This window comes from Paraburkholderia sp. FT54, assembly GCF_031585635.1.
In the GTDB taxonomy this organism is placed as follows: Bacteria; Pseudomonadota; Gammaproteobacteria; order Burkholderiales; family Burkholderiaceae; genus Paraburkholderia.
Map to the genome: position 1 here is coordinate 1,813,256 of NZ_CP134195.1, position 26,208 is coordinate 1,839,463.

The 26,208-nt window shown below is 64.5% G+C and carries 21 protein-coding genes; 6 read left to right on the top strand and 15 right to left on the bottom strand.

Translation table 11 applies throughout. The annotated features are described in order from the left end of the window. Positions 1 to 64: 64 nt before the first annotated feature. The 3 genes from RI103_RS08545 to RI103_RS08555 form a co-directional block, all read right to left on the bottom strand. Positions 65 to 1,258 carry a tetratricopeptide repeat protein gene (locus RI103_RS08545; protein ID WP_310814905.1) on the bottom strand — a complete coding sequence of 398 codons (1,194 nt, stop codon included), beginning with the start codon at positions 1,256 to 1,258 and terminating at the stop codon, positions 65 to 67. An 88-nt stretch (positions 1,259 to 1,346) separates the two neighbouring features. Beyond that, positions 1,347 to 2,027 (bottom strand): PspA/IM30 family protein, encoded by a 681-nt coding sequence (locus tag RI103_RS08550; protein ID WP_011488613.1) that lies wholly within the window; start codon positions 2,025 to 2,027, stop codon positions 1,347 to 1,349. A 570-nt stretch (positions 2,028 to 2,597) separates the two neighbouring features. Further along, positions 2,598 to 3,227 (bottom strand): hypothetical protein, encoded by a 630-nt coding sequence (locus RI103_RS08555; RefSeq protein ID WP_310814906.1) that lies wholly within the window; start codon positions 3,225 to 3,227, stop codon positions 2,598 to 2,600. A gap of 491 nt (positions 3,228 to 3,718) precedes the next feature. Here RI103_RS08555 and RI103_RS08560 point away from each other — a divergent pair, with 491 nt between their 5' ends. Next, complete coding sequence (locus RI103_RS08560; protein WP_310814907.1) at positions 3,719 to 6,220, top strand: penicillin-binding protein 1A; 2,502 nt, start codon at positions 3,719 to 3,721, stop codon at positions 6,218 to 6,220. Positions 6,221 to 6,626: 406 nt separating this feature from the next. After that, positions 6,627 to 7,505, top strand: coding sequence for a lipid A biosynthesis lauroyl acyltransferase (locus RI103_RS08565; RefSeq protein WP_310814908.1), 879 nt, complete (start codon positions 6,627 to 6,629; stop codon positions 7,503 to 7,505). 296 nt (positions 7,506 to 7,801) lie between these two features. On the opposite strand, the gene RI103_RS08570 is transcribed toward RI103_RS08565, so the two are convergent. From RI103_RS08570 to RI103_RS08580, 3 genes are read right to left on the bottom strand one after another with little or no spacing between them, the layout of a single operon-like run. Further along, positions 7,802 to 9,319, bottom strand: coding sequence for an efflux transporter outer membrane subunit (locus RI103_RS08570; protein ID WP_310814909.1), 1,518 nt, complete (start codon positions 9,317 to 9,319; stop codon positions 7,802 to 7,804). Between the two features lie 2 nt (positions 9,320 to 9,321). Then, positions 9,322 to 12,459, bottom strand: coding sequence for an efflux RND transporter permease subunit (locus RI103_RS08575; protein ID WP_310814910.1), 3,138 nt, complete (start codon positions 12,457 to 12,459; stop codon positions 9,322 to 9,324). Further along, the gene (locus RI103_RS08580) at positions 12,456 to 13,613 is read right to left on the bottom strand and encodes an efflux RND transporter periplasmic adaptor subunit (RefSeq protein ID WP_310814911.1); all 1,158 of its coding nucleotides are present in this window, start codon (positions 13,611 to 13,613) and stop codon (positions 12,456 to 12,458) included. Before RI103_RS08580 ends, RI103_RS08575 begins: the two co-directional genes overlap by 4 nt. A 218-nt stretch (positions 13,614 to 13,831) precedes the next feature. Between RI103_RS08580 and RI103_RS08585 the strand changes: the two genes are divergently transcribed. Continuing rightward, the gene (locus RI103_RS08585) at positions 13,832 to 14,449 is read left to right on the top strand and encodes a TetR/AcrR family transcriptional regulator (protein ID WP_310814912.1); all 618 of its coding nucleotides are present in this window, start codon (positions 13,832 to 13,834) and stop codon (positions 14,447 to 14,449) included. Positions 14,450 to 14,469: 20 nt separating this feature from the next. Here the strand turns inward: RI103_RS08585 and RI103_RS08590 are convergent, their stop codons facing one another. Further along, positions 14,470 to 14,682: a hypothetical protein gene (locus tag RI103_RS08590; RefSeq protein WP_310814913.1), complete on the bottom strand. Its 213-nt coding sequence runs from the start codon at positions 14,680 to 14,682 to the stop codon at positions 14,470 to 14,472. A gap of 290 nt (positions 14,683 to 14,972) precedes the next feature. On the opposite strand from RI103_RS08590, the gene RI103_RS08595 reads away from it, so the two are divergent. After that, positions 14,973 to 16,031, top strand: coding sequence for a LysR family transcriptional regulator (locus RI103_RS08595; RefSeq protein ID WP_310814914.1), 1,059 nt, complete (start codon positions 14,973 to 14,975; stop codon positions 16,029 to 16,031). A 271-nt stretch (positions 16,032 to 16,302) separates the two neighbouring features. Here the strand turns inward: RI103_RS08595 and RI103_RS08605 are convergent, their stop codons facing one another. The 8 genes from RI103_RS08605 to RI103_RS08640 form a co-directional block, all read right to left on the bottom strand. Next, positions 16,303 to 16,692, bottom strand: coding sequence for a cupin domain-containing protein (locus RI103_RS08605; protein ID WP_310814915.1), 390 nt, complete (start codon positions 16,690 to 16,692; stop codon positions 16,303 to 16,305). Positions 16,693 to 16,809: 117 nt separating this feature from the next. Continuing rightward, entirely contained in the window at positions 16,810 to 17,697 is an 888-nt protein-coding gene (locus RI103_RS08610) for an AraC family transcriptional regulator (protein WP_310814916.1), read from the bottom strand. Beyond that, positions 17,694 to 17,924, bottom strand: a complete 231-nt coding sequence (locus tag RI103_RS08615; RefSeq protein WP_310814917.1) for a DUF2795 domain-containing protein — start codon at positions 17,922 to 17,924, stop codon at positions 17,694 to 17,696. The genes RI103_RS08610 and RI103_RS08615 overlap by 4 nt, the downstream gene beginning before the upstream one ends. 191 nt (positions 17,925 to 18,115) lie before the next feature. Continuing rightward, positions 18,116 to 18,370: a hypothetical protein gene (locus tag RI103_RS08620; RefSeq protein WP_310814918.1), complete on the bottom strand. Its 255-nt coding sequence runs from the start codon at positions 18,368 to 18,370 to the stop codon at positions 18,116 to 18,118. A 293-nt stretch (positions 18,371 to 18,663) separates the two neighbouring features. After that, positions 18,664 to 20,001: a C45 family peptidase gene (locus RI103_RS08625; protein WP_310814919.1), complete on the bottom strand. Its 1,338-nt coding sequence runs from the start codon at positions 19,999 to 20,001 to the stop codon at positions 18,664 to 18,666. A gap of 164 nt (positions 20,002 to 20,165) precedes the next feature. After that, entirely contained in the window at positions 20,166 to 21,899 is a 1,734-nt protein-coding gene (locus RI103_RS08630; RefSeq protein WP_310815196.1) for a ClcB-like voltage-gated chloride channel protein, read from the bottom strand. Between the two features lie 112 nt (positions 21,900 to 22,011). Next, positions 22,012 to 22,749: a glutathione S-transferase gene (locus RI103_RS08635; RefSeq protein ID WP_310814920.1), complete on the bottom strand. Its 738-nt coding sequence runs from the start codon at positions 22,747 to 22,749 to the stop codon at positions 22,012 to 22,014. 182 nt (positions 22,750 to 22,931) lie between these two features. Continuing rightward, on the bottom strand, positions 22,932 to 24,029 hold the full coding sequence (locus RI103_RS08640) for a YeiH family protein (protein ID WP_310814921.1): 1,098 nt from the start codon (positions 24,027 to 24,029) through the stop codon (positions 22,932 to 22,934). A gap of 121 nt (positions 24,030 to 24,150) precedes the next feature. Here RI103_RS08640 and RI103_RS08645 point away from each other — a divergent pair, with 121 nt between their 5' ends. Then, positions 24,151 to 25,041, top strand: a complete 891-nt coding sequence (locus RI103_RS08645; protein ID WP_310814922.1) for a LysR family transcriptional regulator — start codon at positions 24,151 to 24,153, stop codon at positions 25,039 to 25,041. A gap of 216 nt (positions 25,042 to 25,257) precedes the next feature. Then, positions 25,258 to 26,031, top strand: a complete 774-nt coding sequence (locus RI103_RS08650) for a sugar phosphate isomerase/epimerase (RefSeq protein WP_310815197.1) — start codon at positions 25,258 to 25,260, stop codon at positions 26,029 to 26,031. The last annotated feature ends 177 nt before the right edge of the window (positions 26,032 to 26,208 follow it).

Consider the following 26,208-nt stretch of genomic DNA (forward strand, 5'->3'; position numbering starts at 1 on the left):
CGAAGGAGCCTGTTTTCATTGACGCATGCTTGCCTGACTGATTGGATTTCAGCAGCGGCGAGCCTCAAGTATCGTTCCAGCCGCCGGAATCGTCGTTGCTGCCCATGTCGACGCCGCCGCTGTTGTCGCTCCAGTCGTTCGACCCCTGGCCGAAGTCGAGGCCGCCGCCATTGCCGCCGTCGTTGCCACGGCGGCGCGCTTCGTCGTCGACGATCACGTCGCGCTCCACCACGCGCTCACGTCCGGAATTCAACGCTTCGCCGAGCAGCACGCCGGTCAGCAAACCGCCCATGCCGCCGCCGAAACCGCCGCCGCCTTGCTGCACGATAACCTGCGGCTGTTGCTGATACGGTCCTTGCTGCGGATAGGGCGCTTGCGGGGGATTGCCGAATCGTTCGGCTTCCTGCGCATACGGCGATTGTTGCTGCGCGCTAGCGGCCGGCGCGGCATACGGATCAGGGCGGCCGTCCACACGCGCACGCATGCTGCCGAGCCGTTGCTCGAGTTCGTCGAGCTGATACGGCGGCAGCGGATTCTTGCTGTTCGACAGTGTTTCGACGAGGCCGCGCAACTGGTCTTCGGTTGCTTCGACTTCCTTCTCCAGCGCCTCATGACCTTGCACGGTGGAGAGCTTCACGTCGAGCTTGAGCGAACGCACGGTGTTGAGCATCTCCGTGGCGCGCTTGAGTTGCACGCGACGCTCGTCGTCGGCGCGCGTATCGCCTTGCGTGCGGGCGCGGCGCAAGGTCCAGCGCAGCACCAGCGCGATCACGCCGATCAGCACAAGGATGCCGATCCACATGCCCATGCCCGGACCATGCCGTTGCGGCGCTTGTGGCACCATGGCCGACTGTTGCTGCACGGCCGGCGTGGTCTGCTGCGCGAACGGATTGGCCGCGTGGCTGGTCGTGTTGCCGCCCGCGGCACCTGCGCGTTCCGCGTCCTTGCGAATGCGCGCTTCCGTTTGCGCAAAGCGCGTCGGGTCGGTGAAGCGGATTTGCGGGTCGAGTGTCTTGGCCTGCTGCACCTGGGCGAGCGCGTCGGCGGAACGGCCTTCGCGGTCGAGCACCTGGGCGTACAGATAATGCGCACGCGCATTGTTCGGATGCGCCTGCAGCACTTCGCTCAGACCGGCGTCGGCCTGTTGCCAGTTGCCTTGCGACATGGCCGATTCGATCTGCTGAACGGTAGGCACAGCGAACGCCGCGGCCGACACGAACAGCAGTGAGGCAAACGCGGTTGCGAGAAATTTTTTCATTTACGGACCGGGCGCGTTGCGCCCGTCTCCTTCAGTCGATTCCGGCGGCTCACACGAAGGCCGCCGGTATGTACTGCTGTCGACGCAATTACTGGGCCGGCGTGTTGATCTGCTTCTTCAATGCTTCGAGACGATCTTCGACGGACGGGCCGCGATTCAGATCCGCGAGCTTGTCGTCGAGCGCCTTGCCGCTCTTCACGTCGGCCGAATTCAGGCGTGCGTCCGAACGGGCATTCGACAATGCAACCTTGTCTTCCAGTTTCTGGAAATCTTCGGACAGATTTTTTCCGCCGATGCCGCCCAATGCCGTGGCTGCCACATCTTTCGCCTGTGCGATCTGCTGCTTGGCTTGCAGAATGTTCGAGCGTGCGTTCAGGTCGTTGCGACGCGTGCGCATGTCTTCGATCTGACTCTTGAGCTGCGCCACCGACGGCTCCAGCGTAGTCAGTTCCTTCGCGAGCGCATCGCGTTCGGCTTCGGCCGTGGCCTGCGCGCCGAGGGCTTCACGCGCGAGCGCTTCGTCGCCGGACTGCAGCGCGCGCTTCGCGCCGTCTTCGTACTTCTTCGCCTTGTCCGCGGCAACATCGCGCTTGCTTTGCTGCGTGGCCACTTGCGCCTGAATCTCGATCAGCGAGTTCTCGGCTTTGGCGATGCTTTCGTCGAGTTCGCGCACGATCTGGCGCGAGTCGCGCGACGGATCCTGCACGGAATCGGCTGCGTCATTCAGGAGACCTTTAAGCGTGCGCGAAATGCTGTCAAAAAGCGACATGAAAACCTCCAAATAATGTAAACGGCGCTGAACAATCCCGCGCGCTTAACCGCATTCAACTGCTACTTTACGCCGCTGCGCGCGAAGCTGCGCAACGTTCGGACCGGAGTTCGGGGCGCTCACGCCGATTGCAATAGCGGCGACGTAGATTGTTCGATTCGAATATCGAATGGCACACAGCTCAAACGTTAAATCGCACGACGCGTCATTCAGCTGCCTGCGGATATTACACCACGCGCTCTCTTAAAACCGACTTAAAGGGCGCGATGACAATTTGGCCAACCTTGCGCGCGGCAAGTGTCGCGGGCGTGAATGGAAGCGGTGCGTATGTGCTGTGTTTGCATCCATTGTCGCGGTACGCGCGCATGGCCGGACACGTCCAGCAGCCGTGCATGCAAAGACATAATGACGCATACGTGGAGCGTATTTTTCAGTGGGCAACAAGCCGCTGCGAATCGCTGGGTGAGGGTCGGGCTTGCAATGCCGAAAGCTCGCGCATTTTGAATGACGCCGATGTAACGATATGCAACGCGCCGAAGCGCGTCGCGCGATAGGCGTCGCCGCTGATCATTACGCGAAACGGCCGCCTTTCGTGCTCGGGTCGCCAAGCGGATCGTCGTCGTCGCGCGGGGTGTCGAGGCGCGGGCGTTTGAGCACGCTGCGCAATTGCGCTTCCGTGTCGGCTTGCGGGGGCGCGGATCCTTCCGCCGAAGCCGCTTCAGCGGCCGTCATGCGCGCAACGGCTTCGGCCGTTGCCGCAGCTTCTTCGTCGATGCCGGCGGCGAGGGCGGCGGCGAGACCTGCCGGCAACAACGGCGCGGATGCAGTCTCTGCTTGCCCCGATGGCGCAAGTGGCACCGCGCTTGCAGCCGGCGCGTTGGAACCCGCCGCGCTATCCATGGACGCGCCGGTTGCGTTGTCGCCGCGTGTTTGCAAAGCCGGCGGCAAGGCGGCGCGCGCATGCCGCGTGCCGCGCGCGACCCGTTGCAGCGCGGCATCGAGCGCGTCGGGCGCGCGCGGCGCCCGCAGGCGGTCGACGATGCTCGCCGCTTTCACCTGTTCGCTGGTCGCGCCGAAGCTCAACACCGCGCGCCGCATCAGCTCGCTGACGCTAATGCCCAGATTTTCGGCGGTGGAGGTGATCGCGCGTTTCTGCGCGGTCGTGACGAATACGACGATGCGTTCGCTGGGCTTGTTCATGGTCGGCTCGCATACTTGTTGGCATGGGCGGTTTAAAGCGTGCATTTGGCGGACGCCGTGGCGCGCGCGGGTGTTGGCGCGCGCCGAGACCATCATATGACGAGTTGCCCCGATGCGGAACGGGCGCGACATGAAAATCCCGTGACATCAATGAGTTGTAGCGTTTGCGGGCGGCTTGTCCACAGGCCTGTGAACATTTTCTGTGAATAACTCCAGCTTTGCGTGAAAGTGCTCGCGAGATCGCCCGAAACTACAGATTCCTTTCGTGCGAAGGGAATTCTTACAAAAAAACTGACTTGGAGCGCGCTTGATTTCTTTTAAAATGCGCTGTTACGTTGCGCCGGACACGATCCGGGCACGCCGTGCGGCCGGCCGGGGGCAAAGGGCCGTGCGGTGGTTTGCGCCTCAGGCTACGATGCTCGATCACGATCCATGTGCGCGCCAGGAGCGCGCGCAGAAAGGCGTTCAGTCATGCGCCCACTAATCCAGTCATGCCAATCATCAAACGACCGCATTCATCCAATTCTCCGTCTGGTGAAGACCGGGATTCCTACCAACGCACTCCAGGACGCAACGCAGCTTCGCGCGACGCCGAAGCTGGCCGCCGTTCCATCGGCGCGACCATCGTCATCTGGTTCGCCGGCCTGCTCGCGACCATCGCGGTGGTGGGCGCGCTGATCGTCGGCTATGCGCTGGTGGTGATGGGGCCGCAACTGCCGTCGCTCGACGCGCTGACCGACTACCGTCCGAAGGTGCCGCTGCGGGTCTACACGGCGGACCACGTGCTGATCGGCGAGTTCGGCGAGGAGCGGCGCTCGCTCGTGCGCTTCCAGGACATTCCCGATCAGATGAAGAAGGCGGTGCTGGCCATCGAAGACTATCGCTTCTACGAGCACGGCGGCGTCGACTTCATCGGCATTCTGCGCGCGGGTGTCTCCGACCTCTCGCACGGCGGCGCCTCGCAGGGCGCGAGCACGATCACCATGCAGGTGGCGCGCAACTTCTTCCTATCGAGCGAGAAGACCTACACGCGCAAGATCTACGAAATGCTGCTCGCGTACAAGATCGAGCGCGCGCTGACCAAGGATCAGATTCTCGAGCTGTACATGAACCAGATTTATCTGGGCGAACGCGCCTATGGTTTCGCCGCAGCCGCGCGCGTGTACTTCGGCAAGGATCTGAAAGACATCACGCTGGCGGAATCGGCGATGCTGGCCGGTTTGCCGAAGGCGCCGTCCGCGTATAACCCGGTGGTCAATCCGAAGCGCGCGAAGATCCGCCAGGAGTACATTCTGCGGCGCATGCTCGAACTGAAATACATCAGCCAGGATCAGTACGACCAGGCCGTGAAGGAAGAGATTCACACCAAGAATCCGGGCAACGAATATAGCGTGCACGCCGAGTACATCGCCGAAATGGTCCGGCAAATGATGTACGCGCAGTACAAGGACGAAACCTATACGCGCGGCCTGAACGTCACGACCACGATCGACTCCGCCGATCAGGACGCCGCCTATCGCGCCGTGCGCAAGGGCGTGATGGATTACGAACGGCGTCACGGTTATCGCGGGCCGGAGGGTTTCGTGCAACTGCCCGCGCCAGGCGACGACCGCGATCAGACCATCGACGACGCGCTCACCGATCACCCCGACAACGGCGAGATCATCGCCGCCGTGGTCACGGACGCGAGTCCGAAACAGGTCAAGGCGCAACTGGTGGACGGCACGCAGGTGACGATCAGCGGCGACGGTCTGCGCTTTGCGGCCGGCGCATTGAGCGCGCGCGCCACGGCTGCCACCAGGATCAAGGTCGGCTCGATCGTGCGTGTTCTCGCGGACGACAAGGGCAACTGGCAGATCACGCAATTGCCACAAGTGGAAGGCGCGCTGGTGTCGCTCACGCCGCAGGACGGCGCGATCCGCGCGCTGGTGGGCGGCTTCGACTTCAACAAGAACAAGTTCAACCACGTCACCCAGGCATGGCGCCAGCCGGGTTCGAGCTTCAAGCCGTTCATTTATTCGGCGGCGCTCGACAAGGGTCTCGGACCGGCCACGATCATCAACGACGCGCCGCTGTATTTCCCGTCGAGCACGCCAGGCGGCGACGCGTGGGAGCCGAAGGACGACGACCAGCCCGATGGTCCGATGCCGCTGCGTCTCGCGTTGCAGAAGTCGAAGAACCTCGTGTCGATCCGTATTCTGTCGTTCATCGGCACCAAGTACGCGCAAGATTTCGTCACGCAGCGTTTCGGTTTCGACGCCGACAAGACCCCGCCGTATCTGCCGATGGCGCTCGGTGCGGGCCTCGTCACGCCGTTGCAGTCGGCGGGTGCGTATTCGGTGTTCGCGAACGGCGGCTTCCGGATCAATCCGTATCTGATCAACGAGGTGACGGACGCGCGCGGCCAACCGCTCTCCAAAGCGCAGCCGCTGACGGCCGGACGCGACGCGCCGCGCACGCTCGAACCACGTAACGCGTACATCATGAACAGCCTGCTGCATTCGGTGGCGACGGCCGGCACGGGCGCGGGCACCAACGTGCTGCATCGTTCGGACTTGCAAGGCAAGACGGGTACGACCAACGACGCGAAGGACGGCTGGTTCGCCGGTTATCAGCAATCGCTCGTGGCGGTGGCGTGGATGGGTTATGACCAGCCCAAGAGCCTCGGCAGCCGCGAATTCGGCGCGCAACTGGCGTTGCCGATCTGGGTTGAATACATGCAGCGCGCCCTGCGCGGGGTGCCGCAAAGCGAACCGGCGCAGCCGGACGGCGTGACCTCGGTCGATGGCGAGTTGTTCTACACGGACATGACGCCGGGCAATGGCTTCGTGGCCAGCATCGGCCTGGATTCGGCGAATCCGACCGCGGGCGTGAGCGATGCGGTCGGCGGCGTGGGCCCGGCGGGCATGACGCCGCCAGTGGTGCCGCCGCCGAGTGTCTCGTCGAACGAGAAGAAGCAGATCATGGATCTGTTCGAGTCGAACAAGCCGTGATGATGTGGTTCGAAGGGATTTTCTTCAGGACGTAGCAGGCGTGTGCGGGCCGCGTGAACCTGGTAGTCCGCGCACGCAAGTTTTTGAAAGAGCGGGGAGTCGCCGCCCGGCGCGGCTTTCCTGCCGATAGCCGGGTAACACACCCGACAGATTGTGTGGTCGGCATACGCAGTGTGTTTTAATCACGCCTGCGGTGCATTTATCAAGGGTCCTAGAGGACGCCTGATCCCTAAACGGTTTCGGCCTCCAGCACCACGGCGTCTCGCCGCGAGCGAGACGTCCATTCTCGAAACCCGCGCCGCGTGAGACCCGGTATGACGCGCGCGTATGTCACTTCGTCCGCTGGCAGTGTTGAAGTTGCCGCGGCCGGCGTGTTTGCCATCCAGCATCCACCGGGTCCCGCCTTGTGAAAAGTCGAATCCTGATCTGTCTGATGACAGGTCTGCTGCGCGCCTTTGCCTTTCTGCCGTACGGTGTTGTCGCGCGAATCGGCACCGGTATCGGCGCCTTGCTGTACCGCATTCCGAGCACGCGCCGGCGCGTCGTGCATACCAATCTGAAACTGTGTTTCCCGGACATGAGCGACGAGGCGCGCGAACGTCTTGCGCGCGCGCACTTCTGTCATGTGATCCGCAGTTATGTCGAGCGCGGGCCGCAATGGTTCGGCAATGCGCAGGCGCTGGCGCGCCTCGTCGAAGTGGAGAGCGCAATCGATCTGTCCGACATGGCGGGGCAGCCGACGATTTTCGTCGGCTTTCATTTCGTCGGCATCGAGGCGGGCTGCATGATGTACTCGACGCGGCATCCGGTCGCCTCGCTCTATACGCCGATGTCGAACCTGCTGCTCGATGCGATGGCCAAACGGCAGCGCGGCCGCTTCGGCACGGAGATGATTCCGCGCAGCGACAGCGTGCGGCGAGCGTTGCGCACGCTGCGCGAGGGTAAGCCGGTGATGCTGGCCGCGGATATGGATTTCGGTTTGCGGGACTCGGTGTTCGTGCCGTTCTTCGGCGTGCCGGCCTGCACGCTCACTTCCGTCTCGCGGATGGCGCGCGCGGCGAACGCACGGGTGGTGCCGTTCGTGACGGAAGTGCTGCCGGACTACCGCGGCTACAAGCTGAGCATCTTCGAAGCGTTCAACGATTTTCCGTCCGACGACGTGGCTGTCGACGCACGGCGCATCACTGAGTTTCTCGAGACGCAGGTGAGGCGGATTCCTGATCAATATTATTGGGTGCACAAGCGGTTCAAGAATCGGCCGGCGGGGGAGGCTAGTGTTTATTGAGGCGGATCGGCGCTAAACGCGTCTGGAGAAGATGGTGCGCGATCAAGTACTTGGCGGGTGTCTCCGGGTGTTATCAGTAGGGCTGTGAACATAAACAGGGGATAACCTTAAGGCATTCCCAGGGCCCTCGTCATGTGAAAAAGCCGCGGTTCAACGCCCGCTGGTTCATTCCGTGCCGCCCGCACAAATCCCCGCGCATTCAAGGTGTTAGCCTGCTTGTCAGATAGTTGTCAACAGGCTCATCAACAAAAAGTGGGGATAAGTCCGTGGCGCTCAGTACGGAATCCCAGGTTTAGCTATTCGGCGATGCCCGCATTCGTCGCCGGAACCGCCGAGGCCGAGGCAGAAGCAGACGCCGCCGCCGATTCAACCGGCGGATTCCCCATCGCCTGAAACAATGCAGCCGTGTCCGTCAGACGCGCGCTCGTATAGCGGATCTCATCGAGCTGCGCGTTGCGAAACTGCTGCTCGCTCGAACGCGCCGCCGCGATAGGCAGCGCACCCAATCGATAGCGCCCGGAGGTTTCGTCAAAGATGCCTTGAGCGGAACGCGCGGCAACGTTCGCCGCATCCAGCGCCTGCGAGTCGTGTTCGAGCGCGGCCAGCGTGTCGGCGACGTTCTGGAACGCGGCCAGTACCGTCTGTTTGTACTGCGAGACCGTGGCATCGTACGTATCGACCGCTGCGCGGCGTTGCGCGAACAGGGCGCCGCCATGAAACAGCGGCTGCGACAGCGAAGCACCGATGCTCCAGATCGCGCCCGCGCCGGAGAGCGCCACCGGCCAGCTAAAGCCGCCTTGTCCCATCGACGCGCTCAGCGACAGACTCGGGAACATCTGTGCAGTGGCGACGCCGACATCGGCCGCCGCGGCTTTCAAGGCGGCGTCAGCGGCCTGAATGTCGGGCCGGGCGCGCAGCAGTTCCGACGGCACCACGACCGGCACCTGGTCGGGCACATGCAACAGAGCGAGTTCGAGATCGTCCGGCGCCGCATCCGGTGTGCGGCCAAGCAGCACCGCCAACGCGTGGCGTGTGGTCAGCCATTGCTGCTTCAGCCCCGGCAAGCTCGCGGACAGACTCGCCGCGCTCTGTTGCGCGCTCAACTCATCGGCATGCGAAACAGCACCCAGCGCATAGCGCCGCTGCGTGTCGCGGGCCTGATCGTTGGCGATCGTCACGAGCCGTTCGGTCGTCTCGATCTGCGCATGCAGCGCGGCGCTGGTGATTGCGGCGGTCACGATATTGGCGGCCAGCGCGCGGCGCGCGGCATCGAACTGATACGCCTGCACGTTGACGCGCGCGGCGAGCGCCGCGTCGGCCAGCCGCGCCGCGCCGAACAGGTCGAACGTATAGTGCGCCTGCAGTTGACCGACAAAGATGTTGTACAGAAACGTGTTCGGCCCGATTTCGGGAATCGCCAGCGCGCGATTGCGTGTTGCCTGGCCGCCGAGGTCGATCGTCGGCAGCATCGAACTACCGATCTGCGCGCGCAATTGCTCACGCGCGGCGGCGAGGCTCTTGTCCGTCGCCGCGAGCGTCGGACTATTGCGCAGGCCTTCATCGACGAGTGCGTTCAGTGCGTCTGATCGATACAGCTTCCACCATTCGGGCACCGGCTTCGCGCCGACCACGAACTGTTGCGTGATGCCTTGCGCGGGCACGGTTTGCGTCGGCTGCGCTTCGACGCCATAGTGCGGCGGTTGCGGCATAGCGGGCGGCTCGCCGCTCGGTCCGAACGAACAGGCGGCGAGGGCGCATGCCATGCCGGTGAGGGCGGCGCGGCGCGAGTATCGGGAGAAGACGAAAGTGGCCATGCTCAATTCCCCGTATGCGTCGTGCCGGACGCGGACGGCGTTTGCGGCTCGCGTTCATCGGCACGCACGCGGAACGACACGGCGTACAGCGCGGGCAGATAGAACAGCGTGAGGATGGTGGCGCTCGTAATGCCGCCCATCAGCGCGGTCGCCATCGGGCCGAAGAAGTTCGAGCGCAACAGCGGAATCAGCGCGAGCACGGCGGCGGCCGCGGTCAGCGTGATCGGCCGGAAGCGCCGCACGGTCGCGCCGACGATCGCGTCGAAGCGCTTATGCCCCGCGGCAATGTCCTGTTCGATCTGATCGACCAGAATCACCGAGTTGCGCATGATGATGCCGAACATCGCGATCACGCCGAGCATCGCGACAAAGCCGAACGGCTGGCCGAACAGCAGCAGCGTGAGCACCACGCCGATCAACCCGAGCGGCGCGGTCAGCACGACCATCAGCACGCGCGCGAAACTTTGCAACTGGATCATCAGGAGCGTGAGCACGGCGATGATCATGATCGGCATCTGTGCATTGATCGAAGTCTGGCCTTTGCCGCTTTCCTCGACCGAGCCGCCGATTTCGATCCGGTAGCCGACGGGCAAGGTCGCGCGAATCGGGCTCAGCGCCTTGTCCACGGCATGCGTGACGTCGATGCCTTGCGCGCCGGGCGCGACGTCGGACTGCACGGTGAGGGTCGGCTGACGGTCGCGTTCCCAGATCACCCCGTATTCGAGGTCGTTGCGCAAATGGCCGAGCGTGCCGAGCGGCACGGGACCGTTCGGCGTGGGCATGGCCAGCGTGACGAGTTGCGCGGGGTCGACGCGTTCGGCCTTCGGCGCACGCAAATCGACGCTGATCAGTTTGTCGCGTTCGCGGTATTGCGTGACGGTGTAGCCGGAGAGCGTCATCGCGAGGAAGCTCGAGATGTCTTCGGAACTCACGCCGAGTTCGCGCGCTTTCTTCTGATCGACTTCGAAGCGCACCGAGCGCTCGGCGGGTTCGTCCCAATCGAACTGGACGTTGCGGGTGCCGCGATCCGAACGCAGGGTCGCGGCGACGCGCTCGGCGATCGAGCGCACGGTGGCGATGTCGTCGCCGCTCACGCGGAACTGCACCGGATAGCCGACGGGCGGTCCGTTCTCGAGACGCGACAGACGCGTGCGAATCGCCGGAAAGTTATTGCGCAATTCCGGTTCGAGCCATTGCGCAAGCTTTTCGCGATCCTTCACCGACTTCGCTGTGATCACGAACTGCGCGAAATTGGGTTGCGGCAATTGCTGATCGAGCGGCAGATAGAAACGCGGCGCGCCGGTGCCGACGAAGTCGACCGTATGATCGATTTCCGGGCGGCCCACCAGCGCTTTTTCGAGCCGCTGGGCCTGGCGCAACGTGGCTTCGAACGACGCGCCTTCGGGCAGGCGCACGTCCACCAGCAACTCGGGACGGTCCGAACTCGGGAAGAACTGTTGCGGCACCAGCGTGAAACCCGCCATGGCCAGCAGGAACAGCACGACGGTGATCGCCAGCACGACGAGGCGCCGCTCGATGCACCAGCCGATCCAGCCGCGCAGGCGTCGGTAGAAACGCGTGTCGTAGATATCGTGCTCGTGATCGTCGGGCAGATGCGCCTCATGTGCCTCGCGTTTGCGCTCGGGCAGCAGGTGATAGCCGAGCAGCGGAATCAGCACGACCGCGGCAAGCCACGAGGCAATCAGCGCGATCGCCGATACTTCGAAAATCGAGCGCGTGTATTCGCCGGTGCTCGACTTGGCCAACGCGATCGGCAGAAAACCGGAGACGGTGACGAGCGTGCCGGTCAGCATCGGAAACGCGGTGCTGGTGTACGCATAGGCGGCAGCGCGCGCGCGGTTCCAGCCTTGCTCCAGCTTCACCGACATCATCTCGACCGCGATGATCGCGTCGTCGACGAGTAGTCCCAAGGCGAGCACAAGCGTGCCGAGCGACACCTTGTGCAGGCCGATGTCGAACAGATACATGCACAGCGCGGTAACGGCGAGCACCACCGGGATCGAGATCACGACCACCATGCCGGTGCGCATGCCGAGCGACACCAGGCTCACCACCAGCACGATCGCCACCGCTTCGGCGACGGCTTCGAGAAAGTCGTCGACCGAGCGCGCGACCGCGTCCGGCATGCTCGACACTTCGACCAGTTGCAAGCCGGCGGGCAGCGCCTTTCGCAACTGCGCCATCTGCTGATCGAGCGCCTTGCCAAGACGGATCACGTCGCCGCCAGGCTGCATCGTCACGCCGATGCCGAGCACGGCCTTGCCGCCGGCGCGCATTTGCGTGGCGACGGGGTCATCGTAGCCGCGTTTGATCGTGGCGATATCGCCGAGACGGAACGAGCGGTTGTTGATGCGGATCAGCGTGTCGGCGAGCGCGTTGACGTCCTTGAACTGACCGGTGGGGCGCACGAATACGCGGTCGTCGGCGGTGGTCAGCGTGCCGGCCTGCGAGACGCTGTTCTGCGAATTGATGGCCTGGCCGAGTTGCTGCGGCGAGATGCCGAGGCGCGTGAGTTGCGTGTTGGCGATCTCGATGTAGATGTGCTGGTCCGGATCGCCGAAATAATCGACCTTGGCGACGCCCGGCACGCGCAGCAGCACCGTGCGCAACTGGTCCGCGTAGTCGTGCAGTTGCGCGGGAGAGAAGCCGTCGCCTTCGAGCGTGTAGATGTTGGTGTAGACGTCACCGAATTCATCGTTGAAGAAGGGGCCTTGAATGCCTTGCGGCAGCGTGGCCGCAATGTCGCCGACTTTCTTGCGCACCTGATACCAGGTCTCGGGCACGTCCTTCACCGGCGCCGAGTCCTTCATCGAGAAGAACATCAGCGATTCGCCGGGGCGCGAGTAGCTGCGCACGAAATCGATCGCAGGCGTTTCCTGCAACTTGCGGCCGATGCGGTCCGTCACCTGCTCCTGCACCTGGCGCGCGGTGGCGCCGGGCCAGAAGGTGCGGATCACCATCACACGGAATGTGAAGGGCGGGTCTTCGGATTGCGCGAGCCGCGTGTAGGCGAGGATGCCGAAGGCGGTCGCGAGCGCTATCAGGAAGACGACCAGCGCCTGGTGACGCAGCGCCCAGGCGGACAGGTTGAAGCGTCCTTCTTCATGCGGCGTGCTCATGAAGCGAAGTCCTCGGGATGCAGCGGCGCGATCGCGCGGACTTTTTCGCCGGCGGTCACCGTATGCACGCCTTGCAGCACGACGCGTTCGCCGTCCTTGAGACCCTGACCGATCACGACGGTGCGTTCGTTGTAACGCGTGACCGTGACGCGGCGCAGTTCCAGCGCGTTGTCCGCGGCGCGCACGATCCACACGGCGGGCTGCATGCCGTCATGGAACAGCGCGGTGGCGGGCACGGTGAACGAGCCGTGCTGATTGGCCGAGGCGTTAGCTGGCGCGGCGAGTTCGATGTCCGCGGTCATGCCGAGGCGCACGTCCGGGCCGGGATTCTCGAGCGTGAGTTTGGCGCGATAGGTGCGGCTTTGCGGGTCGGCGGCGGGCGACAGCTCGCGCACGCGCGCGCTGAGCTTGCGCCCCGGCAGCGCGGCGAGCGTGACGTTGGCGGTTTGCCCGACCGAGAGCGCCGCGAGCGCGCTTTCCGGCACGTCGCACACCACGTCGATGTCGCCGCTCCACGCGAGGTTGTAGACGGCCTGGCCCGCGGAAACATTCTGGCCGGTGTCGGCCTGTTCGGCGGTAATCACGCCGGCGTGATCGGCGGCGAGCGTGGTGTATTGCAACTGGTCTTTCGACAACGCTGCCTGCTGGGCGGCCTGATCGCGCTGTGCGGCGGCGGATGCGTACGCATTGGTGGTCTGTTCGAGCTGCGCGGGCGCGATCAGGTTTTCTCTGGCCTGCGCCTGATCGCGGTCGAGTTGCTGCTTCGCATACACGAGTGCGTGCTGCGCGGCGGCGAGTTGGGCCTGCGCGCTCGCGGCATTCTTCTGGGCGTCCGCCGGATCAAGGCGGGCGACGATCTGCCCGTTCTTCACCACGTCGCCGAGACGCACGCGCCGCTCGACGATCTTGCCGCCGACGCGAAACGACAGCGGCGTCGAATAGCGCGCCTGCACCTCGCCGGGCAAGGACGCGGCCTGCGTGCCGCTGCCGTCCGCATGCACGACGACGGCCACCACCGGACGCGGTTGCGGCGCCACAACTTCTTTCTTCGAACACGCGGCCAGCGTGACGGCGCCGGCCAGAGCCAGGACGATCGCGCCGCGGCGCAAGCGCGCGAGACGACGATGCCGAGGCCGATGGGACTGCGGGCGCATCGCGGACGATGCGGGAAGACCGGGACGCTTCACAATGCCCCCAACTGAAGACAACCAACGAACAGGGCAAGCCGCAGCGGCCCGCCAGTGAAGACGCGCCAGCCGTTCATGCAATTGGCATACGCGTCTGACTTCGAATGTTGATTTGCATTCTAATACACACCTGTATTTGAATGTTGCGGTGAATTGGAATTCTTTTCAGTGCTAGACTTGCGCCCATGAAACGGCAACGACTGACACGCGAGCAGAGCAAAGACCAGACGCGCGAGCGTCTGCTCGACGCTGCGCAAGCGATTTTTATGAAGAAAGGTTTTGTCGCGGCGAGTGTCGAGGACATCGCCGAGGCGGCGGGTTATACGCGCGGTGCGTTCTATTCGAACTTCCGCAGCAAGAGCGAGTTGTTTCTCGAACTATTGCGGCGCGACCACGAGGTCATGCAGGCAGGGCTGCAGGACATCTTCGCGAACGCGGCATCGCGTGAGGAAATGGAAGAGCGCGTGCTGCGCTACTACAGCAACCTGCATCGCGAGAACAAGTGTTTCCTGCTGTGGGCGGAGGCGAAGCTGCTCGCGGTGCGCGACGGCCGCTTCCGGATACGCTTTAACGCGTTCATGCACGAGAAGCTCGAGCAATTGGACGCGTACATTCGGGAGTTTTCGGCGCGGGTCGGCACGCCGATGCTGATGCCGTCGGAGACGCTCGCGATCGGCTTGATGGGCCTGTGCGACGGCGTGCAGTTCTTCTACACGGTCGACCCGCAGAACGTACCGGCGGAGAGGGTTGAAGCGGTGCTGGCGGGATTTTTCGCGCGCGTGGTGTTCGGGCGCGACGCGTAGGCGCGGTGAAACGCGCTGAATCAGTCGCTCGGCAACTGCGCGCAAGCGTCGGCCACCGGCGTGGCGCACACGTACGAATACTGGCCGCTGTAACGCAGCACTTCTTTACCGGCGTGCAGGACTACCTTGATGTCCGGGCAGCGTTCATAGGCGATAAAGGCCGAACAGGCCGCGGCGGACCAGCAGACCAGCGAAAATGCGATTTTTTCGAAAAGCTGAAAACGGTGTGTCATGGCGATTGATTTGCGATTGATTTCCTTTCGGGCGCTATGTTACCAGAATACTAGGGTTTATACCTAGTCGAAATCCGCAATCATGCTCGCGGCAAGGCTCCCCGTGAGCCTGACATAGTGACGCGAGCGTCCCGGAAACCTGTCCGGATTGTCATGTCCAGGTCAGTGTTGGGACATGATCGGGTCGATACAATCGGATCGTTGGGCAAACCCGCGCGCGCCTTGCCGCACGGGTCGACACAGGCGCGAAGTGTGCGCCGGCCCGGCTTTACCGAGGCAGGAGTCGTCCCATGAACCAATTGCAGTCGATGCGCGTATTCGTCAAAGTGGCCGACCTCGGCAGTTTCGTCGGCGCGGCCGGCGCGCTGGATCTTTCCACTGCGGTTGTCACGCGCCACGTCGCCGATCTGGAAGCGCGCCTCGGCACGCGGCTGCTGAATCGCACCACGCGCCGCCTGTCGCTGACCGAATCCGGTACGACGTATCTGGAGCGCGTGCGCCACATTCTCGACGACCTGGAAGGCGTGGAGCAGATGGTGGTGGCGCGCAATCACGAGCCGGTCGGCACCTTGCGCATCGTTGCGCCGGTGGTGTTCGGGCTGCACAGCCTCGCGCCCGTGGTGCAGTCTTATGCCGCGCGTTATCCGGATGTCGTGCCCGACGTCACGCTCGCGGATCGCCATGTCGATCTGGTGGAAGAGGGCTTCGACGTCGGCATTATGGTGGCGCGCAACATGCGCAGCGCGAGCATCGTCACGCGGCGGCTCACCACGGGCTCCATGACGGTTTGCGCGACGCCCGCCTATCTGGCGCAGCACGGCGCGCCGACCCGGCCCGAGCATCTGCTCTCGCATCCGTGTCTGAGCCGGCCGTCCGAGCAGGGCGGCGAAGAACGCGTGTTCACCGGACCGGACGGCGAAGTCCGCGTGCGCCCGACCAATGCGATCGTTGCGAACAATACGGAGATGCTCAGGCAGTTCGCGCTGCTGGGCATGGGGGTGGCGATCCTGCCGAGCTATCTGATCGGCCGCGATCTGGCGTCCGGGCGGCTCGTGCCGTTGCTGCGCGACTACCGTTTGCCGCAGATCGAAATCACGATTGCCTATCCGAGCCGTCTGCATTTGCCGGCGAAGGTGCGCACTTTTATCGATCACCTCGTCGAGCATTTCCAGCGGACGGGCCAGCAGACTCGCGATCCGCGCACCGTGATGCCGGCGCGTTCCGCGATCGAATCGGCGGAGGCGATAGCGGACGTGGACGACCTGCCGGTGACGGACTTGTCCGCCGATGCAGCGCGTCCCTTGCACAAGGCGGCGCGTGCGCGGATCGCGGCGTCGTCGCCGGTTTGATGTCGACGGCGAGGGGCGTCGGGGGCTACATCGTCCCGACGCAGCAAGGCAGGCGGTACTGTCCGAGTTGTTCGCCGAGGCGGACTCGAAATCGCTGCCGATCAAAGTAGGCGCGCTACGTGAGCGCGACTCGAATCGTTTTTACCAACGCCACGGCTTCGTCAAAACTGCCGAAGGCGAATGGGACGTTTATCACGTGCGCGAGCCGCGCAGACGAATCATCGTAGACGACCCACGTGTCCGCTGATGCCGCGGCGACTGCGCGATTGCCTCAAATCCATACGTCGTTCGCCGCTGTCCGTTCGCTGATTGCTTCGCCAGTATTCTTCACGCCGCGCGGCTCGATCAGCAGCAGCTTCACTTCACGTTCGGCGTACGGTTTGTGCTCGGTGCCCTTCGGCACCACGAACATTTCCCCGGCCGAGATCAGTACGAAACCATCCCGCATGTCGATGCGCAATTGCCCGTCGAGCACGATGAAGGTTTCATCGGTGTCGGCGTGCTCGTGCCAGATGAAATCCCCTTCGATTCGCACCAGCTTGAATTGATAGTCGTTCATTTCGGCGACCACGCGCGCTTGCCACTGGTCGTTGAAGAGCCGCAGTTTTTCCGCGAAGTTGATGGGCTGATACGGACGTTGAATGACCTGAGCGTTGGACATCGCAGTGCTCCTCGTGAGCGGTTGTGTCAGGCAGGAGCGTACGATGCGACGGGTAGCGGGGTCTTGAACGTTTGTGCGCGCGGCCGTCCGGCGCGGCACGATCACGCGCGCCTTGCCTCAGCGCGCGCCGGGCGCCGACGAGCCGAGCATCTTCAGCCACTGGGCCGGGGCGACGCCCCAGGCGTGCTTGAAATGCCGCGTCATGTGACTCTGATCGGCGAAGCCGCTTGCCGCTGAGGCGTCGGCGAGCGAAGTGCCCTTGAGCACCAGTTGCCGCACGAGATCGAGACGCCGCATGGTCAGGTAGCGATGCGGACTGGTGCCGAACAGCGCGCGAAAATCCCGCGACAAACTCCAGCGGTCGCGGCCCGCCGCAGCCGCGAGTTCATCGAGGGTGACGGCGCGATCGAGCGAGGCAAGCAGGTAGTCGCGTGCGCGCGTTGCCGCGCGGCAATCCACGGGACGCGGCGTATCCGCGGCGCCCGCCACCGCGTCGAGGGCAACGGCTAGATCGTAGAGCGCGCTGTCCTGTTCGAGCGGGTCGATGACGCTGTCCATTGCGCGCAGCAGGTTCTCGGTGGCCGCGAAGAGGCGCGGATCGTTCGACAGGCCGCGTTCCACGAATGGCAGCGGCTTGCCGCCGAGCGCCTGCTGGAACAGCGCAGGATCGACATAGATCATGCGGTAATGGAAACCGTCGCCGGTGCCGGCCTGGCCGTCGTGCGGTTCGTCGGGATGCAGCACCATCGTGCCGCCCGGCAAACTGTTGCGCGTGCTGCCGCGATAGCGAAAGCTCTGCACGCCGGCCAGCGTGCGGCCGATCGCGTAGGTATCGTGCCGGTGCATCGCGTAGCCGGCCTGATGAAAGAACGCCTCGATCCGCTCGATGCCGCTCGCGCCGGCCGTCTGCGGCGAGCGACAGATCCAGTCCGCGCCGCGCTTCCCGTTTGACGACACCGAAGGGGAAGGCGGCCGGGGCGGCGACGTTGCCGCTTCCTCGCTCACGCACCGAGCCCCGGACCGTAATTGCCGCCGATCAGGCGCGTCACCGAGGCTACGTCGGTGTAATCCTGTTCGGGCAAGCCGTCCAGCATCGACAGCACTTCATTGCTCGCGCCGGCTTCGCGCGCGGCGTCGACCAGCGCGTCCTTGTACGTCGGGAATTGGACTTCGCTCAGAAGATCGGCGATCTGCAAGTCAATCGATTCGCCGGGAATGGCCGATGCGGTCATGCAAACGCTCCTGTTTTTGGCAAGTACTAGTGGGACGTGAATGATGCGGCCGAACAAGGAACACACAATGCCCACGCAACGCACCGGATATCGCTTCACGCAGCGCGCACCCGTGCACGGCATCGTCGCCGTTTCAGGCGCTATGAAGTCTCACGCATCCGGCCGGCGCAAGCATCTGCACACGCTATGCATCAGGTCTGCAAATGCTCGTTCTGTCCCGTGAAGCTTCGCTGGAGATGCCGCGATTTGGGCAGCGCGATGTGCTGCCATTGTTGCGGACGATTATCGTCCGTGGCGGCGACGTCCGGCGCCGCGGGGGCGACGGGCGCTGCATTGGCGCGTTCGGCAAGACTGCTGGCGTTCGTGCTGTCCGGCGCGGTGTGAACCGGCGCGGCAAAACACGAGGCTGACAGCGTCACCATGGTCAACAGTGTCGAGGTTTTCATCGCCCGACCTCCTAAGCTCATGCGGCGCTGACAGTTGAGCAAGCGCTGTGCCGTCCCCGCGTCGAAAGGACGGCGCATGCTACACGCGGTGTTTTTTGCCGCAGTGTTCCAGCCGGCGGCTAACGCGCCTCTTCATCTTAAATGCGCAAATTCCGCGGAGCGCGCACCTTTGCGGCAAAACGATGTTGTAGATTTCAGATGATGGCAGAAACCTGGCGACAACGCAGCAGCCCCGTCACGAACGCTCGTGCCATGCTCATGCCGCGCTGCGGCAGGCGCTTCAGGCTCGGCTTCTAGCGCAGCGCTTCGAAGCGCGTCCACGGCCACGAAGGCCGGTCGCGCATGTAACCGTTCAGCCAGTTCCACTGCGGATGCCGCTTCATGAACGCCTGGGCATCGAACGGCCGCCCGCACGGATGGCCCCAGCGCGCGCTGAATGCCATCTCGCGCGCCATTTCGCTGTCGACCACTTTGCCGTCATTGGCGCCCCACGGATTGAACGGGCCGTGGTCGGTGCCGCCGAAGCGCGCGTCGTCCAGTTCCAGATGCCCGCAGATGGTGCGCGAGCACGGGTTGTCGTTGCGGTCGAGGTAGACGTCGTGATGATCGGCGATCATCTCTTTCGCCAGATCCACGTCGATCTTGCCACGATACATTTCTTCGAGCTGCATGAAGCGCAGACGCCGCGCGCCGTTCTTGCGCACGTCGGTATAGTCTTCGCCTTCACCGAGGCATTCCTGGTTGCGGATCTTCAGATCGGTCGCGGTGTTGTAGCCGCTGTAGAAACCGTCCTTGGTGCTCTCGAAACCGGAGAAGTGCAGCCCCAGTTCGTAGCGCGCGATCTCGCCGGTCTTGGCGTCGCCGAGCAGCCAGCTGTTCGCATAGCCGCCGTTATTGGCGATCGCGAACATTTCGCACCATTCGCCGATGCTGTTCGCGTACTGCGACGCGCGCCGCGAGCGGTAGAACTCGGGCGCGCCCGCCGCGTTGTAGCCGGCGAAGTTGGAAATGGTGGTCTCCGTCACCATCAGCCCGGCAGCGGTGACCCAGAAATCCGTGAGACTGGAAATGCAGCCCGGCAAGCCTTGCATGAGGATGCGATTGCCCTGATCAGGCACGATGTCGAAGACCACGTTGAACGCGTCGCCGGCGGCGTAGCGGTCCCACGAGTTGTGCGCCATCACGATGCGGCCGTCGCGGGTCGCGCGGCCGGTGGCGATGAACGCGCTGCAGTGGTGCCCGCGCCGTCCGCGCCAGGGCTTCAGGCCGAGGCTCGGCTGCTTTTGCGATGCGTGGGTGGGCCACCAGCTTTGGAGCAGATCCATGTAGCCGTTCCACGCCAGCACTTCGGCGAACGGCAGCTTCGCGCCGTCGGCGATGCCCTGGATCTCGTCGGCGAATTCGGTGTCGAGTTTGCTGGCGAACTGCGAGACGGCCGCGTTGACGAAGGTCTCGAAGTCTTCGCCGGTGTCCCACTTCGCGAGGTAGCGGGCGGTGTGGATCGCGTTGCGGATTTCGGTGGCGAGCAACTGGCCGTGTTGCTCGCCGCGGTCGTACGGCTCGCCTTCGACATGCACGAAAATCCAGCCCGCCTGGTCGCGGCGCACGGCGTCGGGGGACGGTTCGCTCATCTTCGCTCCGATCGAAGGGCGGGCGTCCCGGTGCGCCCGTCCTGGCGTAACGCGCGCTGTCGGCGTTCGCCGCAGCGGTCTGTCCATTGTAGAGAATCTGCGGCGCTTTGCACGAGCCCCGAAGAGCCCGCGGGCGCGGCCTGAGAGCGGATTGTGCGCGGCGCCTAACGCGTCGGATTCATGCGGAAGTACGCGTCGAGCAGCGAGGTTTTATAGACCACGCCGGCCAGCGTGGGATGCGCGGCGCTTTCGATCACCGGCAGGCGTTCGCCCTGAAACGCGAGGAAATGCTGCAAGGCGACGCCGAGCGGCATGTCCGGCGTAAGCACGTCGAAATGCGGCTGCAGGTAATCCGCCGCGGTCTTCGCGGACGTGTCGCTGCCGTCGAGCAGATCGGAGGTGATGTCCTTGAGCGCGACCACGCCGAGGAACGCGCCGGACTCGTTGGCCACATAGAGATACTTCACCGGATATTCGAGGAACACGCGCGTCATGGCCTGCACGGTCGCGTCGGGCGGCACGACGGTTTCGGCGGGACGGATCAGCTCGCGCATCTGCGTGGCGCGCAGACGCGAGCGCTCCTGTTCCTCGTGATTGCGGCGCAACGTGATTTCGTACATGGAGGTCTTGCCGATCGCGCGCGACACGAAATAGGCGACCACGCAGGAGAGCATCAGCGGCAGCACGACCTGATAGCTGAGCGTCATCTCGAAGATCATCAGGATCGCCATCAGCGGCGCCTGGGTGGCGCCCGCCAGAAACGCGCCCATGCCGACCATTGCGTACGCGAACGGCGCCGACGTGCCGTGCGGCCACAGCGCGTGCATGCCTTGGCCGAACAGCGAGCCGACCACCGCGCCGACGAACAGCGTCGGCGTGAACACCCCGCCGACCGCGCCGGAGCCCGCGGTGGCCGCGGTGGCGACGAGCTTGAACACCAGCACGAGGACGAGCGCGGTCCACGTCCACGGCGAATGCAGAATCGAGTTGACGACGCTGTAGCCGTTGCCCCACACCTCGGGCGTCCACACCGACAGAATGCCGACCACCAGGCCGCCGAGCGCGAGCCTCACGGGTAGCGGCAGCGGCAGTTTGCGAAAGCCTGCTTTCGACACGTCCAGCAGCCGCAGAAACTGCGGGGCCGCCGCGCCGCACAACACGCCGAGCGCGACGAACAGCAGCACCTCGACGCCCGCCACCGGCGGAAATACCGGCATCTCGTACGGCGGCTTGTAGCCGGCGAATTCGCGCATCGTGATGTTGGCCACCACCGCCGAGACGACCACGGGTCCGAAGCTCTCCATTGCAATCGAGCCGAGCACGATCTCGGTGACGAAAAACGCGCCCGCGATCGGCGCGCTGTACGCGGAGGTGATCCCGGCCGCCGCGCCGCACGCCACCAGCAGGCGTAGCCGCGACGGATCGAAATGCACCCAGCGCCCGATCAACGAGCCGGCCAGCGCCGCCAGTTGCACCATCGGGCCTTCGCGGCCGATCGAGCCGCCGCTCGAAATCGTGAACAGCGACGACACGCTGCGCCACAGGCTCAGCTTCACCGGCACCACGCCGTCGCCGATCGCGACCGCTTCCATGTAGTCGACGTGATTGCATTTGTCCGCGTGACGCTGCGCGATCAGCAGAAAGAAGCCGGCAATCAGACCGCCCGCCGCTGGCAGCCAGATGCGCACGGTCCACGGCAGGCTGCGCGCCATTTCGACAAAGCTGCCGGATTTGCCGACGACCGCGAATTGCAGCAGCGCGATGCCTTCGCGAAAGGCGATTGTCGCGAAGGCGCCCGCGACGCCGACCACGACCGACCAGATCAGCATCGTGTGTGCTTCGGAGAGGCGGAACAGATCTTGGGCGCGGGTGCGCAGCTTCAGCAGGAATGAAAGCACGTCGACGGTACGAGGCGTGAAAGCGGGTTGAAATGCGCGCACGGCAACAGCATCGCGCCCGCTTTGGACGGCGGGCGCGAGACGGTGAGTGAGCGAGGAAAGTTGGCGCGGGTCAAGTCGCCGCCTTGTCGAGTTCCGGGTAGTGCCGGAAGATGCAAGCCTCGTTGTGTTCGATGCGCCGCCCGGACTGCAGATACGCGGCGATGTTCGGCCGCTCGATCACTGCGTCGTGCAAGGCGGCGAGCCGCGGGTAGTGTTCGCCGAAACGCTTGAGCGCGCGCGGAAACGCGTACAGCAAGCCGTCGATCAGCTGGAACATCGACAGGTCGACATAGGTGAGCGCGTCGCCCACCATGAACTGATCGCCGGCCGGATTCTGCTTGAGCACGCGCTCGAAGTACGACATGAACTTCGGAATGCGGTTGTCGATGAAGTCGTGCGCGCGTTTTTTCGCGGCCTCTTTCTGGTCTTCGTAGTAAAGCGCGCTGGCGAGCGGATGGTGGGTGTCGTGCGCCTCGGTGACGACGTCGGCGATGGTCAGTTGCAGGCCGTTGGCCACATAGCGCAGGCTTTCCACCATCGGTGCGAGGTTCAGCCGCGGGCCGAGATAGAACAGGATGTTGGCGGTCTGCGCAATCACCAGTTCGCCGTCCTTCAGAAACGGCGGGGCAAATGGCGGATACGGCTCGTCCTTGCTCTTCATCACCGACATCATCGCTTTCGTGCCGAGACCGTCTGACTGCTCGCCGCGCGCCACTTCGACGTAGTCGGCGCCGGCTTCTTCCAGCGCGAGCCGCACGAATTCGCCGCGGCCTTGCAAGCCATCCCAATAGTAAAGTTCCAGGCTCATCGATCGATCCTCATTCCGGTTGCATTAGCGGGACCCGGAAGCAGGTCCCAGAAGCGGGCCGCATAAGCGGATTGCATGAGCTGACAACGCCAGCAACCAGTATGCCGTGCGAGCGGGCCGGATGGTCTCCAGAATGCGCAAAACCCCGCACGCGGCGGGGTGGTTGTGAAGGCGAGCGCGGCTTAGCCGAACAGGTGCTGGACAGTCCATGTAATACCCAGTCCGCCGGCAACCAGCCATACATACAGGATGAAGCCGGTGGTCAGTGCGCGAGGGCCGGCCTGACGGATCTGCGAAATGCGCGTTTCGATGCCGAGCGCGGTCATGGCCATAGTCAGCGCGAAGGTGTCCAGCATGTTGAGCGTGCTGGTGGCGGCTTCCGGCAAGACATGCAGCGAGTTGATCACGACGCAGGCGAGGAAGCCGAGCGCGAACCAGGGAATCGCCAGCTTGGCGGGCGCGCTGCCGTGGGCGCCGTCCTGCGCGCCCGCCGCAGCCGAAGCGCGGCGCGCCGAGCGGTTCACCCACACACCGACCACCAGCAGCACCGGCACCAGCAGCATCACGCGGGTCATCTTGACGATGGTGGCGATGTGCGTCGCTTCCGGGCTCACGTTGCTGGCAGCGCCGACCACCTGCGCCACTTCATGGATCGTGCCGCCGAAAAAGAGGCCCGCGCCGACCGTGTCCAGGTGCAGCCAGCCTGCCTTGAACAGGACCGGGTAGAGGAACATCGAGAGCGTGCCGAACAGCACGACACTGCCCACGGCCATCGCGCTCTTGTGCGGCTTCGATTGCAGCGTCGATTCGAAGGCGAGCACGGCGGCGGCGCCGCAGATCGCGCTGCCCGCGGCGGTCAGCAAGGCAGTGTCGCGGTCGAGCTTCATGATTTTCATGCCGGCCCACGTGCCGACCACCAGCGTGCTCACCACGATCAGCACCGATTCCGCGAGGCCGGGCACGCCGACCTGAGCGATTTCCTGCAGGCTCACGCGCAGGCCGAAGAACGCGACGGCGATGCGCAACAACTTGCGCGCCGAAAAGTTGACGCCGGCCGCCCAGCTGGCGGGCATGCCGTCGCGCAGTGCGTTGCCGTAAATCGCACCGGCCACGATGCCGACGATCAGCGGGCTCAAGCCCAGTCCGGCGATGGCGGGAATCGCGGCGATGCGCGTGACGGCGGCGGCAAACAACGCGACGAACAGAATGCCGTTGAGCTGTCCGCGGGTGGAAGACCCCGCGGGCGTCGTACTGGCAGTAGTGAGATGAACTGTGGACATGGTGCAGCCCCTTTCTGTGACTGACGAAGATTCGATAGGGCGAATCCTAAATTAGATATAACGATATGAAAAATCGTGATTTAGAATGTAAGGTATCGTTTGAGCCGATATTTCGACGATCATGACCCCGGACCAACTTATAACGTTTGCAGCCGTCGCCGAGCATCGCAATATCAGCCGGGCGGCAGTGGCGCTGCACCTGTCCCAACCGGCCGTGTCCGGCCAGCTGCGGCAGTTGCAGGACGAATTCGGCGAGCCGCTGTATCAGCGCGACGGGCGCGGCGTGCGCCTCACGCCCGCGGGCGAGCAGCTCGCCAGCTACGCCACGCGGCTGCGCGACACCTGGCGCCAGGCGCACGCGTACCGCGACGCCTTGCGCGGCCTGGAGCAGGGCACCTTGCGCATCGGCGCGAGCACCACGCCGGCGAGCTACCTGCTGCCGTATCTGATCGCCGATTTCCATCGTCGCTATCCGGACGTGACGCTGCATACTGCCGACGGCAACACCACGGAGATCGTCGGCGCGCTCGATTCGGTGGACATCGCCATGATCGAAGGTCCGGTCGGCGTGGATCTGCCGCCGGACACCGCGGTGCATGCGTGGCGCGAGGACGAAATCGTCGCGATCATGCCGCGTTCGCATCCGTTGGCGCAGCTGGCCGAAGGCGGCCAGGCGGGGCTGGCGGCCTTCGGCGAGCATCCGCTGGTGTTGCGCGAGGCGGGCTCGGGCGTGCGGCAGATCGTCGAGCGCGCGTTCGCGCGGGCGGGCGTGCCCATGCGCGTGGCGCTGGAGATTGCCGGCGTCGAAGGCGTGAAGGAAGCGGTGCGCGCGGGCATGGGGATCGGCTTCGTCTCGGCCATGTCGATGCGGCACGAGAACCGCGCGCTGTGCCTGCTGTCGCTCAGCCCGGAGCCGCTCACGCGGCGGCTGTCGATTCTGGTGCCGCATGCAAGTGCGCCGTCGCGGGTGGTGGCGCAGTTTCTCGCGCTGTGTCTTGCTGATGGAGCTTGAGTACGCGGCGCTGGTGGCCCCCACGCTCCAGGTCTTCAACGAGCCAGGCCCGTCCCCGATCCGATGCCAAGCCGCGCCTGGGGATTTCCACTATGGTGCGTGACCGCGGCTTCGGCGCACTATTCGAGCATCGCAAGCGCCTCGGCGCTTTTTTTCGAAGTGCATTTGGAACCGGTTCCAAATGCTGATCACGAGACAGATTTGGGTAATTTCGACATGGCTGACGCAGTGGACGTGGTGATCGTCGCAAGCGCATTCGGGATGGACGCGGTCCGCGCGGCCGGCCATCTGAAGTGGGCGCAAGCGAGCCGGCAGGCAGGCGCGGCAGGTTTCGAAGTGCGCCGTGAACTGTTCGCCGACGAAACGGACGCCGCGCCGCACAATCTGCGCGCGCTCGGCAGGCAGATCGCGGAATTGGGCTTGTGGTCCGTGTACTCGACGCCGGCTTCGCTGTACACGCCGCAGGGCAAGCTCGACGCCGACGCATTGCGCCTCTCGACCGAAGAAGCCCTCGCGCTGGGCGCGCGCTTCGTGAAGTTGCAGCTCGGCGGTTTCGCCGCCGACGCCAATGCCGCCGTGATCGCGGATCACATGCGCTGTGCGGAACTGCGGCTCGTTGTCGAAAACGGGCAATTGGCCGAGGGTGGTTCGCTCGCGCAGTTCATCGGCCTGTTCGACGCATTGGCGCGCGAAGGGCACGCCGGCGTGCTCGGCATGACGTTCGACATCGGCAACTGGGCCTGGCGCGAGGTCGCCCCGCTCGAGGCCGCCGCGCCGCTGGCGGCGCACGTCGAATACATCCATTGCAAGACGACGGTGGGCGAGGGCGCGCGGCGCTTTCCCGCCGCGCCCGCAGCGGACGACGCCCAGTTCGCCGCGGTGCTCGACAAGCTGCCGCGCCATGTGCCGCGCGGCATCGAGTTTCCGTTCGATACGAGCCGTGTCGACACGGACGCGGCGCATTACGTCGCATGGCTGGCCGCCGCGTGAGCGGCATGTAGAACCTGAGAGAACGTAGCGTCACCGTGAACGGCACGCGGCAACAGGCACGCGGCAAACGGAAAGCAGTAGCGGAAAGCGCGAACGGTGCGTGCAAAACGGCAGGCGCAAACGACACGCAGCCAACCTTGCGCGGCAAACTCCAGGCGGCAGTCACCCGGACAAAAC